Genomic DNA, 16,455 nt, shown 5'->3' with positions numbered 1-16,455 from the left:
CTCCGCCGTGTTGCGCTCATATCGCCCCCTCTTCCGCCGCGACCGTATCGCCTTTTCCGGTCCGGTCCACCATGCGAACGATCTCTTCCGCCTCGCCGTCCTGCGACAGCCCGATCGAGCCGAGAAACTGGTGGCCGGTCTCGTAATCGTCGCCGAGCCACAACGGCACGTTCGCCGATTCGATCGTCGCCTTCGCCTCGCGCTCTTCGGGCGTGAAGGGATCGCCCGCGCGGCGGATGAAGACCGCGCGAATGCGACCGGGATGGTCGGCCACGACCTTGGCGAAAGCCACGAGATCGCCCTGCGTATCGTCACCGATCAGAGCGAAGCGCATATCGGGATAGGTTTCGATGATCCGGTGGATCGCTTCCGTCTTATGCGCGCCATGGCTGCCCGATCCGAAGGTTTCGCGGTTCAGCCCCCAATCGCGCAGCATCAGCGGGCCGAGCGGCAATTTGCGGCTCTTCATGAAGGCGACGAGATAGGAAAACAGGTTCCAGGGGCTGGAGCTGACATAGAAGAAGGGATGGTGCGTCGCGGGCAGGCGCTCGCCCGCCGAACCGTCCCCTTCCATCAGAACCGCGCCGCCGCCCAGCGCGGTGTAGAAGACGTCCGCTTGCGGCACGAGCAGGCGCTCGTCGGGCATCTGCATCAGGACTCGCCGCCAATTTCGGGCGATGGCGCGCAGATTGCCGGTTATGCCGGTTTCGATCACCGTATCGTCGATATCGCTGATGACGCCCAAGGCCGCATCGCGTCCGGGGACGAGGACATGGCCGTCCACCGCCTGTCCGCCCTCGCGATTGTCCCAGTGGAAAGTGACCACTTCCCACACCGTGGTTTCAGAGAGGTCGGCGGGCGGATCGAGCGCGATGTCGAATTGGGCGTAGCCCTCATCGTCGGTGAGGGCGCTATGGCGGTGTGATCTTCCGTCGGCGTGGCGCAGTTCCAGCTCGACCGTCACGTCCGCCACCTCGCGCGAGGCGAATTGGGAGATCATGGTGCGAAAGGCCTGCCAGCGCCCGCTGGCCCGGAACCGCGCACTTGCATCGCGCTTGCCCGAACGAAGGGCGCGGCATGAAATCGTCAGGCGGTCGCGATTGCGAAAGCCGAAATAGGGCTGGATGCGGATCGGAGGCGCGCGAAAGGGGGCGATGGGCATGAGGCGGCGCTAGCGGCCTGCGCCCGCGCTGTTAAGTCTCTGCGCCCTCGCGCTTCGCGGCAAGCGCGGTCAGGCGAGCTTGCGCGCAGCGCGCTCGATCAGCGCGATATCCTCGGGCACTTCCCCGATCACATCGAGCGTCCCGGTCTCGTCCCTGCGGATCACGACGAGCGCGAATTCCGGGCCGTCGGGCGCGAGGTCGGCCAGATCGATCGGGTCCATCCGGCGGAGGATTTCCGCCAGCTCCGCGCGCACCGCAGGCGCGTCCAGCGCGGGCTTGCCCGCTTCTTCGCGGCGCAGGCGGCGTTCTTCGCGCACCACGCCCTTGAGCCCGCCTTCAGCTTCCATGAGGAATCGGGCGAGCGAGCCGCGTGCAAGCTTGGTGCGATGGGCATGCGACAGCACTGCGGCATATTCGGTCAGGCGGGTCTTGTCGTAATCGGCGCCGAAGACCAGTTTGACCACCGGAGTCATCGGCGCGCGATCCTGCACGGTCAGGCCGTTATCGGCGATGATTTCGGCAAAGCCTTCGGGATCCGATTGCGCTTCCAGGCTGAAATCGTAGGCGCGCCCGACAGCGTTGTAGAGGGCGGTCCGGCTGCGGTCTTCGCTCGACTGTGCGGCATGGGCCAGGTCGCGCGCTTCGGCGAGGCAGTCGTAAAGGCCTTCAGGTTCGCTGTGGTCCAGCTCGACGGGCGCCGCCTCTTCGAACGGCTGGACCACCGGTTCGGGCTCGTAGGCCTGGGGGATCGGCGCCGCGGAAGGCTCGGGGAAGTCGCCCATGGTGTTCTGGGACGGCATGATCACTTCGCTCGCGCGCCGCGTGCCGCGCGACACCAGCGAGGCGAGGCCTAGACCGACGCCATCGTCGGCCAGCGGATCGACGACATCGTCCACATCCTCGTAATCGGGCTCGTCCCATTCCTCGGCCAAGCCGTAATCGCTTGCGCGCTCGCCTATCGCCCAGCTTTCACTGTCGTCGCTTTCAGCCTCTTCGCCAGACGGATCCGGCTCGCTTTCCGCTTCTGCCGCGTAATCGGGTGTGGGCAGAGCAGGGCGCTTGGTGCGGGCGGGCCGATCTGGCGAAGCGGTGCCGAACGATGGGCGGGGAAGGATATCCACCTTGGCGTCGGGTTCGTCTTCGCTCTCGTCTTCGCTCGGGGCAAAAGTGCCCAGTTCGAGCACGTCCTCCTGCGCTTCGCTCGCCAGAGAAACCCCTTCCAGGGCCTGGCCGATCTCCAGCAGCAATTCGTCGGCCATCGCCTGGTCGGCGAGTTCCTTCCAATTGATGACGCCATAGATGAAGTCGATCTTCGCAGGCTCGCCCGTGGCGCTATTTTCGTCCGGCTCGCTCGAATAGGGAAGCAGGATACCGCGATAAAGCGCGGTGTTGCCACGCTCGTTCAGAAACTCCGCCTCGAACCCGATGGGGGCCTGATTGGCGAGGATCTGCATGTAATGGTCGGTAATCCGGCTCAACAGCGATCGGCTGGGAACGTCCGACAGGCGCGCCATTGCGTCATCTGCGCTACATTCCTTGGCTAGTTCCGCGCCGATATGGCGCAGCACCGGATCGTCCAGCCCGTCGGAGAAATCGAGCAGCACCGAATAGGGGCCGAAATCCTCGATCGATTCGGGGTCGAGCGTGTCGATCGAGGGAAAGGCATTGTCGCCAAGCTGGCTCGCCCAGAGATTGTAGGCGCGCACCTGCATGCGGCGCTCGTCCTGTCCGACCGGGCTGGGCGGCCCGAAATCGTCGCTGTCGTCGTCTTCGTAAGCGCTCTCGTCGTCGAGATCGAAGGGATCGGCGAGCGGATCGCTGTGCCGATCGGGTTCGAAGCCCCCGTCATGCGCGCCGAATTCGCCGCCAAGCCTGTCCATCGCCGGTACCGCCCCAATTCCATTGCAAATCAGGGTCCGCTTGTGGCGCGTGCGTGGTAAAGATACGATTAAACATGCCGGGGCGCGAAACCGCCGGCCCGTTTCGCTTCAGAGCATATACCGCATCTTGATCGGCAGAGTGCGCGGCGCGCGATCGATCTGGACCGCCGCATCGTCGAACACCGGCGGGCCCATCTGCACTTTCGCATCGCGCGAGAAGCCGAATCCCTCCTTGGGCATCATGCCCAGCGCCCGATCCGCCTTGCCGTTCGCGTTCTCGTCATGGAGTAGCGCCACGGCGTAGCGGCCGGGAGCCACATCGGCGAAACGCATGGTGACCGTGCCGCCATGCGCGTCCACGATCGCGCTGTAGGCATGCGCATCGCCGCGGCATTTGGGAAAGCGCGCCGGATCGCGAGTCATGCAGGCTCTCACCACGCCCTTCGCATTGCGCAGATCGCTGATCGCAAGCGTGACGGTGGTGCCCGTGTCGGGTGTCGCCTGCGGCGCCGCACCCGCCACGAGACATGCCGCCAGCGGAAGCGCCGCCAGTCTAAGGCCGCTCCGCGCCGTCATGCGTTGGGACTCAGGCCCCGATCGGTCCCGCACAAGCGATCCCAGAAGCGAAAATACAGTCCGTAATTGCATCGATACTCTTCATGATGACGCTGGTGATGGCTCGCCGTTATCAGCCACCCGCCTAATTTCGAATGAACCAGACGGCGCGGAAACATCTCCCACCCCATGTGGTTCGTCACGCCCATCACCGTCATCACGCCGAGCACCACGCCCAGCATCGCGACGTGGATCGGGATGAGGAAGACCAGCGTCGGGATGACCACGGCCCCGGTCAACGCCTCGTAAGGGTGGAAGCTCATCGCCGCCCAGGCGGTGGGCGGGCGGCTCGCATGGTGGACCGCGTGCATCTTTCGAAACACCTTGGGGCGGTGCATCCAGCGGTGGGTCCAATAGAACCAGGTGTCGTGCGCGAAGAGGTAAAGCAGAACCGAAACGGGCGCATACCAAAGCGGATAAGCGCTCCAGTCTTCGTAGATGCGCGTCCATCCCCGCTCCTGCCAGCCCCAGGCGACCAGGCCCGCTGGTATGCCGAAAACGGCCGCCGATACCAGCGACCAGCCGATCTCGCGCCGCATCTGCGGGCCGAGCCGGTCGTGGATGCCCGGCACCCGCCGCGCGCTGATCCAGGCGAACAGGCCGCTCGACGCGAAATAGCGCACAGCGACGATCGCGGTCATCGAAAGGACGGAGAGGAGGATGGCGAGCGACGTCACGGCGCCGCTATGCCGCAATCCTGCCGTAACGAGAAGGGCTTGCGCCGATTCGTCAGGCGATGTCGCCGGTTCCCCACGGTGCGCATTCGGGATCGGCGGCAACGGTGAGGCGCCGCAGCGCCGTGCGCGACAAGCGCTCGATCTCCACCTTGCGCCGCGCTGCGGCCAGCGGATTGAGCGGCGCGGGCCGCAGGATTTCCGCATCGTAGCCATCCGCCACGATCACGCCGCAGCAATCGGGTCGATAATCCTCGCTGTCGAGCGGGCTGCGATCGAGGCCCGGCGGGACACCCCAGAAGAACCGGTCGCAATGGTCGAGATAGTCGGGCCATTTCCCATCGCCGAGCAGATCGCCGCGCTGCACCTTGACCTCCACGATCACGACCCGGCCTTTCGCATCGACACCCATCAGATCGGCGCGCCGCCCGTTGCGCAGCGGCATTTCCGGCAGGCACCAGATGCCGTTGCGCGCAAACAGCCGCATGATCCCGCGGCACACATCGCGCGCGATCGGAGCATCGGCTGAATCGTCGAGCGGGGGGTTCGATCGCTCCGGCGATCGGGCGAGGGCGGCTGATTCGGGCATGGCGCTTTGGCTGGAACAAAATGCGAACCAGGTCAAGCGCGCGTGGGGCTATGCCGCCAGCCGTTCGGGCTCCAGCACGGCCAGGATCGCAGCGCGCGCGCCATGGAATTCGCGCCACAGGGTCAGGGCCGCAGGCGTTGTGTCGGCCCCGGTTCCTGCCGCCACGATCAGCGCGCGCAGGCCGGTCTGCATGACGTAGCCCAGATCCTCGATCCCGGTCGCGATCTCTTCGCCGCGCCATCCCGCCAATTGCGATGCCCGCGCCGGGAATTGCGCGATGGCGGGATCGAAGCTTTCGTGGCCAAGCTGCGCGAGTTCGGCAACGGCATCGGCCGCCGCATGCACCGCTTCCCACCGCGCGGCGAGCAATTCGGCACGCGCGGTGTCGGCTCCGCCATCGGGAGCGGCGCCAAGCGGCGGAAGCATGGTCGCTCCGGCCAGATCGAATTCGTGATTGATCGCGGACATGAACGAAAGAGTAGCGCGAACAGGCTTACCGAATTCCTAAGAGCCGATCTGCCGGGGCCGATCGGCGGCCAGCGCACGAAGCCTCTGGCGCCCAGCCCCCGCCTTTGCTAGAGGCCCGCCGCTCGGCACCCGTAGCTCAGCTGGATAGAGCGCTGCCCTCCGAAGGCAGAGGCCACAGGTTCGAATCCTGTCGGGTGCGCCAGCTTCATTCGATGGTTTGGACGTTTGCGGCTGATTGTTCATGCAGTCGGAACCCTGATATATCCTTTCAGGACGCCTCCCCTTCGTTTGAAGCGCAGCAGGTTCAGCGCAAGTGCGAGCAGGCAAACTGCCCAGAAGATCGCGACGAACGGCGCTCCATTTCCCATGGCCAGGCGTGCCAACAGCGTCGCAGCGACTCCGGCGGGTACTCCGACTATAAAGCCCCACCATGCCGCGCGAAGAAGTTCCGATGGCCTTGCGGCCCGTTCTCGCTTGTCGAGCCAGATGAACGTGCCGGTCGCGACCACCACCGTCATCGCCAGGCCGAAGAGAATGTAAGCGATCTTGACCGGCAGCCCGCCGTAATTGCCGAAATGGAGATTATAGGTGGACGCGGCCAATTGTTGCCCCACCGTCCCATCCGCCAGGCCGACGGTGCCGCGAAACTCGCCCTTGCCGGAAAAGGCATAGTATTCGCCGAAGATCAGGCGCCGGGGATGTTCGGCGATAATCTGGACGTGCTGGCCCGCAGTGCCCGGATCGTGCAGGATCACGTAATAGGGAATGGTCTGCGGGAATTCGCGCTCCATGAAGGCGAGTGCAGGCGTGACCTCCGCGATCGGCGCGGGCGCAGGATCGCCTTCGGGCTCGGCGCCGAATACCGGAGCAAGCGCCGCTTCGCTGTCGCCACCATAGCCGCTCGACGCAAGACCGACCCCCGAAATGTAGAACAGTCCGATCATCGCTCCTGTGAGCGCAATCGCCAGAGCGAAGGGAATGGTCCACACTGCCAGCCGGTTGTGCCAGTCGAGCGTGGCGACAGCGTCCGCCCTGCGCGCACGAAGCCGGAAGGCGTCGCGGAAGATGCGCGGGTGGGCGACAATACCGGAGATGGTGAGCGCGACCAGCATGGCGCCGAAAAGTCCCACGAGCGACATTCCGATCACTGCGGGCAGATTGAGGCGATAATGCAGTGCCAACAGAAACTCGGCCCAGGCGTTTTCTTCCGGCATCGCGATGGCGCCGCTCCGGTCGATATGCACCGCTTGCGTATCGGTGGTGATCGTGGCGCGCGGCAGATCCCGGGTTGGCAGATGGACGTAGAGATGCGTGGTGGTCGGGCGATCGCTTTCGGCGGCGAGCACGTTCTCGATACCGCGCTGAACGCTGGCAGGTGCGATGGCGGTCATTTCAGGCGCGTCGTGCTGTTCGAGCCTTTGCCACTCTTCGTACAGGACGATCGCGGTGCCGGTGGCGCAGATCAGATAGAGCAGTGCGCAGCAGATCAGGCCCAGCGCCGAATGCGCCGAGATCGCCTTGCGAACGGTCTGTTTGGATAGTGCGATGGTCATACCGTACCGTTCTGGAGCAGGAGGAAGGGTGCCGAAACGGCGGCAACGCCCATCACCAAGGCGCATTGCCTTATGCGCCGCGACATCATCAGCAGCGCGAAGGAGAGGATGGGCCAGGCGATCGGAACGGTTGCGAGGACGGCGACATTGCCATCCGCCTCCGCGCCTCCGGCCATCAGGACCATGGCTCTCACGGCGAGCGCCAGCAGCACGCTCGCGGCCAATGAAATCGGCCCGGCAAGCGCGAAGGTGACCAAGCCCGATCGCCGTTCGGGGGCGGTCTCTTCGATAGTCCGGGGGCTGGTCCTGGCGATTTTCGCCCGCCCCTTTGTCGCCCGCCCTTTGCGTGCCGGCTTGGCCGCCGCAAAAGCGAGCACGACGAATGCGGCGAACATGATGACGAGCACGGTGGCGGCGATCCCCCACTCTCCCGCAACGGCGTCGCCTGCGAGAACCGCGGCCAACAGTGCGCCCCAACCGGCGATGTTCCACGCTCTCGAACGGGCGGGCCGTTCCCAGGACAGGCGCAGGACGGCTACGCCGGCGATTGCCAGCGCAGCCGCCATCCAGAGCAGGGCATCGCTTCCCATCAGAAGCTGACGCTCAGCGAGCCGTTTATGCTGCGCTTCTCGCCGGGAAAGCAGTCCCCCCGCACGAGGCAGACCGCGAAATACTCTTCATTGGTGACATTGCGCGCAGTCAGACGAAACGCGAACCGGTCGAATTCGTAGCCGAGCGACAGATCGCCCACTGTCCGCCCATCCGTCCGATACGTCAGCAGAGTGCCGTCGAGCGCCGAAATGCCGTTGCTCTCGTTTCCGGCGACATAGCGGATACCGCCGCCCAGGCTGAGGCCGTCCAGCGCGCCATCGAAATTATAAAGGGCGAATAGCGAGGCCTGCCAATCTGCAATCGAAGTCAGGGCGAAACCGTTCGGATCCTCTGCGTCGAGATAGCTCGCATTGGCATCAAGCCTGAGCCCGCCGATCAGCGCATTGCCTTCGAACTCGATTCCGCGAACCTTGGATATCCCTTCCTGCTGGCTGTTGCCGCCCACCAGCGAAGCAGGGTTCGGCAGGTTGGACACTTCGATATCGAAACCCGACAGCGTGACGAGGGTGTTGATGCCGGGGGGCTGCCATTTGATACCCGCTTCGTATTGGCGCCCTTCCTGCGGCAGCAATTGCCGGTTCGTAAAGGTATCGATGCCGACGACCGGTTCGAAGCTTTCGGCATAGCTCACATAGGGAGAAATGCCCGCGGGGCCGCGCCACAGCAGGCCGAAGCTGAGGCTGGTGGCGTCGTCCTCTTGCGTGGTGCCGTTCTCCACCCGATTTTCGACGCTGTCGAACCTGACGCCCGCATTGGCGACGAGCGAGCCCCAGTTCAGCTGATCCGAAATGTAGAAACCGGTCGAATCGACGTAATTGCGGGGCCTGTTGCGCTGGAATTGGCGGACCTCGTCCACGCTGAGCACATTGCGGTACTGCGGGTCGAAGGCGTTCAGCGTGCCGCCATTGAAGATATAGGCAGTGTCGGAATCGGTGAACACGTCCTGGCGCTGGACGCCGACAAGCATTTCATGCCGGATCGGGCCGGTGGAGAACTCGCCGCGCAGGCGGGCATCCACCGCGAGCTGTTCGCTGCGATTGTCCGCGAGGTAATAGGTCCAGGCGCCGTCGCCATTCGCGTCTATGCGAGGGACGCCATTGCCCTGGAAGGCTATCCAGGCTTGCCGATAATCCGCCTGCGAATCGACGAAGCGACCGACGGCCTCGAAAGAGAACGCATCGCTCAGGCGCTGTTCGAGAAGAAGTGTCAGCGCGAAGCTGTCCGTATCGTAGGCGTTGAAGCCCGGCGCACCGTGATATTCGTAAGGATCGATTTCCCGTCCGCTGGTAGCGGCGAAAAGCGTGCCCGTCACCGGCAGGAACTGATGCGCGGTGTCGGACCGCTGTTCGGAATAATTGGCGAGTACCGTCACTTCGGTACCGGATCCGGGGCGCAGGGTGAGCGCAGGCGCGATGACGAGCTTGTCGTCATTGACCTCATCGATCTGGGTATCGGCATCGCGCAGGATACCCACGAACCGGAACTGCGCCTGATCCTCAGCGCCGGGCACCGCAATATTGATATCGGTCGCGATCTGCTTGCGATCGAAGCTGCCGTAATCGAGGCGTAGCTCGCCCTTGGTTACGCCATGCGGGCGCTTGGTGACCACATTGATGATACCGCCGGGCGAACCCGCGCCGTAGAGAACCGAGGCGGGGCCTTTCAGCACTTCCACCTGCTCCAGCGTGTAGATGTCCTGCCGGGTCGTGTTGTAGAAGCCGAACAGGTATTGCAGATTGTCGCGATATTCGGGCGCATCGAGCCCGCGCACCTGCGCAAAATCGCCACGGGTGGAAAAGCCGAACGGTTCGGCCGTTACCCCGGCCGAATAGGTCAGCGCATCGTCCAGCGACTGGGCTCCTTTTTCTTCGAAATCCTGTTCCGTCTCGATCGAAATGGACCGGGCCGTCTCGACGATTGGAGTATCCGATTTGGTGGCCCCGAAGTCGGTCAGCCTACCCGTAACGATGATCGTTTGCTGATCGGCACCGTCGTCGGGATCGCCAGTCTGGGCAGATTGATCCTGGGCTGCAACGGACGATGCGGAGGCAAGCGCGAAAATTGCCGTCGATACGAGGAAAAGCGGTTTCAAAATGAGCTCCCTGAATGAAATCTGACCGCCTGCTAGTGCGAGTCATTCTCATTTGCAACTGCAGTGATCCTACGGCCATCGATTTTGTCGGGGCTTGGTAAGGCTGCTGGTTCCCGCTAGCCTTGAAGAAAGGCGGGCGGACAAAAGCTTGCAGCGAGGAAGGGGAGGCTCATGGCCCACTACGGCGATATGCAAAATGCCATCTACAATGCCGGCCTCAGAGGTGTTCTACCCGATTATCCGGTCGATTTCGCTACGCTGGAGGCTCGCGCGCAAAAGGCGCTTTCCCCTTCGTTGCTGAATTACGTGCAGGGCGGCTGCGGCGACGAATACACGCAGGATCGCAATGCGGAGGCGTTTCGCCATTGGGGAATGGTGCCGCGCATGCTGGTCGATTGTTCCGAACGCGATCTGTCGATCGACCTGTTCGGCCTGAAGCTGCCATCGCCGATCTTCATGGCTCCGATCGGTTTGAACGGCGAAGTGACGCAGGATCGCAGAGGCGATCTGGCCGCCGCCCGCGCTTCGGCCGCTACCGGCGTGCCATTCTGCGCCTCGACCCTTTCGAACAGCCCGATGGAAGAGGTTTGCGCAGCAGCCGGCGACGTGCCTGGCTTCTTCCAGCTCTACACCCCCAAGAGCGAGGATCTGACGGCCAGCCTGCTCACGCGTGCGAAGGACGCAGGCTATCGCGCGATCGTCGTCACACTCGATACATGGGTGACCGGCTGGCGCCCCCGCGATCTCAATTCGGCCAGTTTCCCTCAGCTGCGCGGCAAGGTTCTGGAAAACTATTTCAGCGATCCGGTCTTTCGCAGCCTTCTCGACCGCCCGCCCGAAGACGATCCTGCGGCCGCCATCGCGATGTGGACGAAGGTGTTCGGCAAGGTGCTGACCTGGGACGACATCGCATGGTTCAGAGGCCTGACCGATCTGCCGATCGTGCTGAAGGGTATCTGCCATGGGGAGGATGCGAGGAAGGCCGCCGATCACGGGGTCGATGCGATCTATTGCTCCAATCACGGTGGCAGGCAGGCGAATGGCGGTATCGCCGCGATCGACATGCTTCCCGACGTGGTCGAGGGCGCAGGCGATACGCCGGTGCTGTTCGATAGCGGCATCCGCTCCGGAACCGATGTGGTCAAGGCCATCGCGCTTGGAGCGACGGCGGTCGGCATCGGTCGCCCCTACACATACGGCCTGGCGATCGGCGGAGATGCGGGCGCGGCGCATGTGCTGAATTCCATCCTGGCGGAGGCCGACCTCCTGATGGCCGTGAACGGTTATCCCGATCTTGCAGCGGTGCGATCCGCCGGAGCGTCTCTGAGCCTAGCCCGGTAGATCGTCATCGGCAGCCGATCTCGGGGGCGATCTCGGGGGCCGGATGCGGGCGCGGCATTGCAATTGGGCGCGAAATCGGGTCTGTCGCGGCGGGTTTCAGGCACGAACGGTTCGATGAGCAGCTCCATCCACGAATTCGGCGACAGGCCGGACGCAGATCGGCCAGGCGCGGCTGCGATCGGGCGTGCTCCGCGTGGACCGGACGAGGCGAACGCGAGCGCCCCGCGTGTCGGCGTGATCTACAATCCGCGCAGCCACCGCAACAAGGGGCAGGATCTGGCGCTGGGCGATCGCGAGCGCGTGATGCTGGCGACGCCGGAAAAGCGCGGCCAGATATCCTCCGTCCTCGAAGATTTCGCGACAAACGGCATCGATTACCTGATCATCAGCGGCGGCGACGGCACGGTCCGCGACGTGCTGACATGCGGTGCGGAAGTGTTCGGCGACGATTGGCCGGTGCTCGCCGTGCTGCCCAAGGGCAAGACCAATGCGCTCAATGTCGATATCGGCGCTCCGGCAAACTGGTCGCTGGCCGAAGCTATCGACGCCTTCGAGACCGGCAGCCGGGTCACGCGCCGCCCGCTCGACATCAGCGCGCTGACGGGTGAGAGCGAGCGCCTGCCGGTGCGCGGGTTCATTCTGGGCGCAGGCGCCTTCACGCTGGGCGTACGCGCGGGGCAGGAAGCGCATTCGATGGGCCTGTTCGACAGTCTCGCCGTCGGCATGACAAGCGCCTGGGGCGTGGTGCAGGGGATGTTCGGAGCGAACGACAATCCCTGGCGGCGCGGCGTCGAGATGACGGTCCGGCTATTCCCCGGAGGCGAGAAATTGGCGCATTCGGGCCATGGCGATCCCTCGCGGCGGATGATCCTGATGGCATCGACTCTGCACCGCATGCCGCTGGGCCTGAAGATGTTCGGTACGAAGCGCAGCGGGCTTAAACTCGCCGTGCTGGACCGGGCGCGGCGGCGGATGATGGCCAGCCTTCCGTTGATCCTGGCGGGCTGGCGGCCCGGCTGGCTGGAGCGCGGCGGCTATCACCAGCGCGATGTCGAGGCGTTCGAATTCGAGATCGGCGATCAGTTCATTCTCGACGGAGAGGCCTTTCCCGCTGGGCGCTACAGAGTCGCGCAAGGGCCCGAACTGACCTTCGTAAGCGCGTGAGCGGAACGCTGCACGATCGGGTCGCTTTGAGCCTTGCGGCGCAAGTGCGCGAGGGGGTGGCTGCGTTCGCCAAAGCGCTCGCCCGCGAAGCCGGGGCCGATGCCGTGCTGTTCTACGGGTCGAACCTGCGGACCGGATCGCTCGACGGAGTGCTCGATTTCTATCTGCTTCTGCCGGGTCGACAGCAGGAAAGGATCTGGCCGCGCGTCGGCTATCACGAGCGCGAGATCGAAGGCATGGTTCTGCGCGCGAAGACGGCGACGCTGTCGCTCGAACAGTTTGCGAAAGCCGCCGCAGGCCGATCCCGCGACACCACGATCTGGGCGCGATTCGTCCAGCCGAGCGCGCTGGTCTGGGCCAGGGATGACGGCGTGCGCAGGAAAGTCGTCGAGGCGGTAGCGAGTGCCGCCGTGACTGCAGGAGCGCTCGCGGCGGCGCTCGGTCCAGCAAGAGGTCCAGCGAACACTTATTGGAGAGCGCTGTTCCGCGAGACCTATGCGGCCGAATTCCGGGTCGAGCCGCCGGGCCGGGAGGATTCGATCCTCGCTGCGAACGAAGCGCATTTCCACGGACTTCTGCCGCTCGCCTGGGAGGCTGCGGGCATTGCGTTCGAGCGTTCGGGCGATGAGCTCGTCTCGTATGTCGAGGCCGGGGAACGGCGCCGCATTCTCCGCTGGTGGACCACGCGCAGGCGGCTCGGCAAGCCGCTCAACATTCTTCGGCTCGCCAAGGCCACCACCACTTTCGACAATGCGGCGGCCTATGGCGCGTGGAAGCTGGAGCGGCACACCGGCATCGCGCTCGAAGTCACGCCCTTCCGCGCGCGTCACCCTTTACTGGCGATGCCCGGCGCGGCTTACGAATTGTGGCGTGCGCGGCGCAAAAAACGCACCGGATAGCGGCGCGCCTCAGCGGTAGCGCATGGTGATCGAAATCGATTCGACACCGCGCCCTACATCGAAGCCGACCTTCTTGTAGCTCGGCTTGCCGAGATTCCAGATGTTGAGCGAAGGGTTGTTCGACATCGCTCCACCATCGGTCGACAGGTCGGTCTTGCCGTTATTGTTGACGTCGTGCCGCACGGCGATGCCGTAATGGCCCGATGCGGGCAGCGGCATGCAGACGCGCATCGAACCGGCGCGCGCAGGCAATTCGATCCGGTTCAGCCAGCGGCCCGATTCGAGCCAGTCGTCCTTCGTCGCGCGATAGGACTGGATGCGCATCGTGCCGCCGCCGGGCTTGATGCCGGTTATGTTGACCCACACGGCGGAGCCCGCATTGCAGCGCGCCGGATCGTGGCGCAATTCCTGCGCGTATTGCGCCATCGCGGGCGTTGCCGAACCGAGCGCCATCAGCGCGACAGCGCCGGCGCCACAGAGGGCCGAAAGCTTGGTCGATTTGGGTAAAGCCATGATATTTTCTGTCCGTTCATGTCGCGCGCGCCGGTCGCTCGGAAGAGCGGTACGAGACCGGTTATGCGCTGGATATGGCCCGGCAATAGTCTTCCGGCGCTGAATTAGGGCTGAATTTGCCCGCGAACACCCTTCTTGCGGGGGGTGCTGTTCGGTGGATAAGGTGAGGCCTAACGCTTGTCGTTTGCCGTCTCGCCCCCCTATCGAGCGCGCACGCCCGCGTATCCGGCGTAATCGGCCCCTTGGCCGGGTCGCCGGATCGATCAAACACCGTCTGTCCGAGTTCGCCATGGCCGCGCCGCTCATTTCCCCCTCCATCCTTTCCGCCGATTTCGCACGGCTGGGCGAGGAGGTGCGCGCGATCGACGCTGCGGGCGCGGACTGGATCCATGTCGACGTGATGGACGGGCATTACGTCCCCAATATCACGATCGGCCCGGCAGTGGTCAAAGCCTTGCGGTCGCACACCGACAAGCCGTTCGACGTCCATCTGATGATCGCGCCGATCGATCCGTATCTGGAAGCGTTTGCCGAGGCCGGGGCGGATATCATCACCGTCCACCCGGAGGCGGGGCCCCATATCCACCGCACGCTCCAGGCGATTCGCGGGCTGGGGAAGAAAGCGGGCGTCGTGCTCAATCCGGGCACGCCGGTCGAAGTGCTCGACAATCTGATGGACCTCGTCGACCTGGTTCTGGTGATGAGCGTCAATCCCGGCTTCGGCGGGCAAAGCTTCATCCATTCGCAGCTGGCCAAGATTTCCGCGATTCGCGATCGCATCGACAGGACCGGGCGGGATATCCGGCTGGAGGTCGATGGAGGCGTCAACGCCGAGACCGCGCGGCTGTGCGTCGAGGCGGGGGCGGATGTGCTCGTCGCCGGATCGGCAACGTTCAAGGGCGGGGCCGAGTGCTATGCCGAGAATATCGCCGCGCTGAAGGCCGCCGGGGGCGAGGCGGCGTGAGTGACGGCTCGCTGAAAATGCGGCGAGCCGGGCCGGACGATGCGGCATCCGACTCGTTGCGCGAGAAGGCTCCCGCAATGGAGCGCGAACAGAGCGCCTTTCCCTTCGACGATGCCGCCGATGACGAGCCGCATGCGCTGGCCGGTGCCGATCCTGTGGGGCGCGAACCCGTCGCCGATACCGCTCCGCTCGAATCGAGCCGGGCGCTTGCGCTGGCTGATTTCTCCGTGCCGCGCACCGGGCCGCTCGATGCGATCCTGCGGTGGGCTTACCGCGTGGGCATGTCGCCCTCGCTTCTCGCCTCCCCCTTGCGCAAGCCATCGAAGCCGCGCCTCCTGGCGACAGTAGACAGCCCGCTTTCGGGCGAGGGCGGGCTCGGCGATCGCGGGGCGGGTATGGCGCTCAGGGCGGGGCATTTCCTCGTCAACGGCGTGCGCGCTCCGATCGCGCAGATGGATTTTGGCCCCGGTGCGCGCCTGACGCCGCCTTTCGCGCGCAGCGTTCACGGCTTTTCCTGGCTGCGCGACCTGTCCACCTGCGCTCCGCGCGAGCATTGCGTTGCCGTGGCGGAGCGTGTGCTCGGCGCCTGGCTCGATGCCAATCCCGAAGGCACCAAGGGCCCGGCCTGGACGGTGGAGCGTGCGGGCCAGCGTTTGATGGCGTGGCTGATCCACGCGCCGAACGTGCTGGTGGGCGATCGACCCGCGCTGCGCCCCCGATTGCTCGAAGCGATGGCACAGACCGCACGCTGGCTGGATCGTCATGTCGAATCGGCGGAGGATCGCTTCGGCGCGCTGACCGGCTGGTGCGCGATCGTGGCCGCCGGTCTGCTGCTGCCCGATGGGCGGGCGCGGCGCGTCTATGGCGAGGCGGGCATGCTGCGCGCACTGGGCGAGGCGGTGAGTGACGATGGCGGCGTGTTGTCGCGCAGCCCGCTGGCGCAGATGGACGCGATCGCGCTGCTTGTCGATTTGGCTGCCTGTTATAATGCGGTCGGCCGTGCGCCGCCGCGCGCTATCGAGACGATGCTCGGCCTGCTGGTGCCGCCGCTCCTCACGCTGCGGCATGGGGATGGCGGGCTGGGATCGTGGCAGGGCGCGGCGGCAACGCCTGCCGCCACCATTGAGGCGCTGCTCGCGGCGAGCGGCGTGCGCGCCCGACCCGCCAGGGATACCAGCCATTGGGGCTATCAGATGGCCAGCGCGGGCCGCAGCGTGCTCCAGTTCGATGCCGCGCCGCCGCCGCGCCCGCGCCACGCCCGGTTCGGCTGCGCCTCCACGCTCGCGTTCGAATTCTCGCACGGCGACCAGCGCATCGTGGTCAATTGCGGCGGGGCGGAGCTGGCGGGCGGGCAAGTGCCGGTGCGGATCGAACAGGGCCTGCGCGCCACCGCTGCCCATTCGACGCTGGTGCTGGACGATGCCAACAGTACCGCGATCCTGATCAAGGGCCAGATCGGCAAGGGCGTGGAAGAAGTCGATGTCACGCGCAGCATGGTCGAAAGCGGCAAGCGCAAGGCCGAACGGCTGGAGGCGAGCCATGACGGCTATGCCTCACGCTTCGGCCTGATCCATCGTCGCATCCTGATGCTGTCGAGCGATGGCGGCGAATTGCGCGGCGAGGATATACTCGAACCCGCGAAGAAACGCGGCCAGCGGGGCAAGATCGGCTTCGCGATCCGCTTCCATATCGGCCCGCATATCGAATTGCGGCTGGCGGAGGACCGACGCGGCGCCGGGCTCGCTCTGCCCGATGGCAGCTATTGGCAATTGCGCCTCGGCGGTGTCGAAGGCGAGCTGGGCATAGAGGAGAGCCTGTGGGTCGATGGCGAAGGCCGCCCGCAGCCGATCCAGCAATTGGTGATCGAGGGTCTGACCTCGCGCGGCGGGGGGTCGTTCCCCTGGCTGCTCAAGAAAATGGGATAATTT

General features: G+C 65.0%; 15 protein-coding genes and 1 tRNA gene. 6 read left to right on the top strand and 10 right to left on the bottom strand.

Features of this window, described 5'->3' with window-relative positions; all coding sequences use genetic code 11:
- Positions 1 to 16: 16 nt before the first annotated feature.
- From J7347_RS10050 to J7347_RS10025, 6 genes are all read right to left on the bottom strand, one after another.
- Positions 17 to 1,162: a phosphatase domain-containing protein gene (locus J7347_RS10050; RefSeq protein WP_209161918.1), complete on the bottom strand. Its 1,146-nt coding sequence runs from the start codon at positions 1,160 to 1,162 to the stop codon at positions 17 to 19.
- 69 nt (positions 1,163 to 1,231) lie between these two features.
- Positions 1,232 to 3,043, bottom strand: a complete 1,812-nt coding sequence (locus J7347_RS10045) for a hypothetical protein (RefSeq protein ID WP_209161917.1) — start codon at positions 3,041 to 3,043, stop codon at positions 1,232 to 1,234.
- A 108-nt stretch (positions 3,044 to 3,151) separates the two neighbouring features.
- Positions 3,152 to 3,619 (bottom strand): DUF2141 domain-containing protein, encoded by a 468-nt coding sequence (locus J7347_RS10040; RefSeq protein WP_209161916.1) that lies wholly within the window; start codon positions 3,617 to 3,619, stop codon positions 3,152 to 3,154.
- Positions 3,616 to 4,299, bottom strand: a complete 684-nt coding sequence (locus J7347_RS10035) for a sterol desaturase family protein (protein WP_209162093.1) — start codon at positions 4,297 to 4,299, stop codon at positions 3,616 to 3,618. Before J7347_RS10035 ends, J7347_RS10040 begins: the two co-directional genes overlap by 4 nt.
- 88 nt (positions 4,300 to 4,387) lie before the next feature.
- Positions 4,388 to 4,921 carry an MmcB family DNA repair protein gene (locus tag J7347_RS10030; RefSeq protein WP_209161915.1) on the bottom strand — a complete coding sequence of 178 codons (534 nt, stop codon included), beginning with the start codon at positions 4,919 to 4,921 and terminating at the stop codon, positions 4,388 to 4,390.
- 48 nt (positions 4,922 to 4,969) lie between these two features.
- Positions 4,970 to 5,389, bottom strand: coding sequence for a hypothetical protein (locus J7347_RS10025; RefSeq protein WP_209161914.1), 420 nt, complete (start codon positions 5,387 to 5,389; stop codon positions 4,970 to 4,972).
- A gap of 125 nt (positions 5,390 to 5,514) precedes the next feature.
- Between J7347_RS10025 and J7347_RS10020 the strand changes: the two genes are divergently transcribed.
- Positions 5,515 to 5,591: transfer RNA gene (locus J7347_RS10020), tRNA-Arg, on the top strand.
- 37 nt (positions 5,592 to 5,628) lie between these two features.
- On the opposite strand, the gene J7347_RS10015 is transcribed toward J7347_RS10020, so the two are convergent.
- Genes J7347_RS10015 through J7347_RS10005 form a run of 3 tightly spaced genes read right to left on the bottom strand, consistent with a single transcriptional unit; the run spans position 5,629 to position 9,646 of the window.
- Positions 5,629 to 6,942: a PepSY-associated TM helix domain-containing protein gene (locus tag J7347_RS10015; RefSeq protein ID WP_209161913.1), complete on the bottom strand. Its 1,314-nt coding sequence runs from the start codon at positions 6,940 to 6,942 to the stop codon at positions 5,629 to 5,631.
- Complete coding sequence (locus J7347_RS10010) at positions 6,939 to 7,532, bottom strand: hypothetical protein (protein WP_209161912.1); 594 nt, start codon at positions 7,530 to 7,532, stop codon at positions 6,939 to 6,941. The genes J7347_RS10015 and J7347_RS10010 overlap by 4 nt, the downstream gene beginning before the upstream one ends.
- Positions 7,532 to 9,646: a TonB-dependent siderophore receptor gene (locus J7347_RS10005; RefSeq protein WP_209161911.1), complete on the bottom strand. Its 2,115-nt coding sequence runs from the start codon at positions 9,644 to 9,646 to the stop codon at positions 7,532 to 7,534. Before J7347_RS10005 ends, J7347_RS10010 begins: the two co-directional genes overlap by 1 nt.
- A gap of 171 nt (positions 9,647 to 9,817) precedes the next feature.
- Here J7347_RS10005 and J7347_RS10000 point away from each other — a divergent pair, with 171 nt between their 5' ends.
- From J7347_RS10000 to J7347_RS09990, 3 genes are all read left to right on the top strand, one after another.
- Positions 9,818 to 10,987, top strand: coding sequence for an alpha-hydroxy-acid oxidizing protein (locus J7347_RS10000; RefSeq protein ID WP_209161910.1), 1,170 nt, complete (start codon positions 9,818 to 9,820; stop codon positions 10,985 to 10,987).
- 114 nt (positions 10,988 to 11,101) lie between these two features.
- Positions 11,102 to 12,151: an acylglycerol kinase family protein gene (locus J7347_RS09995; protein ID WP_209161909.1), complete on the top strand. Its 1,050-nt coding sequence runs from the start codon at positions 11,102 to 11,104 to the stop codon at positions 12,149 to 12,151.
- Positions 12,148 to 13,050: a hypothetical protein gene (locus tag J7347_RS09990; RefSeq protein WP_209161908.1), complete on the top strand. Its 903-nt coding sequence runs from the start codon at positions 12,148 to 12,150 to the stop codon at positions 13,048 to 13,050. The genes J7347_RS09995 and J7347_RS09990 overlap by 4 nt, the downstream gene beginning before the upstream one ends.
- A gap of 9 nt (positions 13,051 to 13,059) precedes the next feature.
- Here the strand turns inward: J7347_RS09990 and J7347_RS09985 are convergent, their stop codons facing one another.
- A complete protein-coding gene (locus J7347_RS09985; protein WP_245173993.1) occupies positions 13,060 to 13,503 on the bottom strand; it encodes a DUF2141 domain-containing protein in 444 nt (147 codons plus the stop codon).
- A gap of 349 nt (positions 13,504 to 13,852) precedes the next feature.
- Between J7347_RS09985 and rpe the strand changes: the two genes are divergently transcribed.
- On the top strand, positions 13,853 to 14,527 hold the full coding sequence (gene rpe / locus J7347_RS09980) for a ribulose-phosphate 3-epimerase (protein WP_067683038.1): 675 nt from the start codon (positions 13,853 to 13,855) through the stop codon (positions 14,525 to 14,527).
- 77 nt (positions 14,528 to 14,604) lie between these two features.
- A complete protein-coding gene (locus J7347_RS09975) occupies positions 14,605 to 16,452 on the top strand; it encodes a heparinase II/III family protein (RefSeq protein ID WP_209162092.1) in 1,848 nt (615 codons plus the stop codon).
- Positions 16,453 to 16,455: the final 3 nt, after the last annotated feature.

This window comes from Erythrobacter sp. A6_0, from assembly GCF_017744235.1.
In the GTDB taxonomy this organism is placed as follows: Bacteria; Pseudomonadota; Alphaproteobacteria; order Sphingomonadales; family Sphingomonadaceae; genus Qipengyuania.
This window is presented reverse-complemented; position numbering and strand designations above follow the sequence as displayed.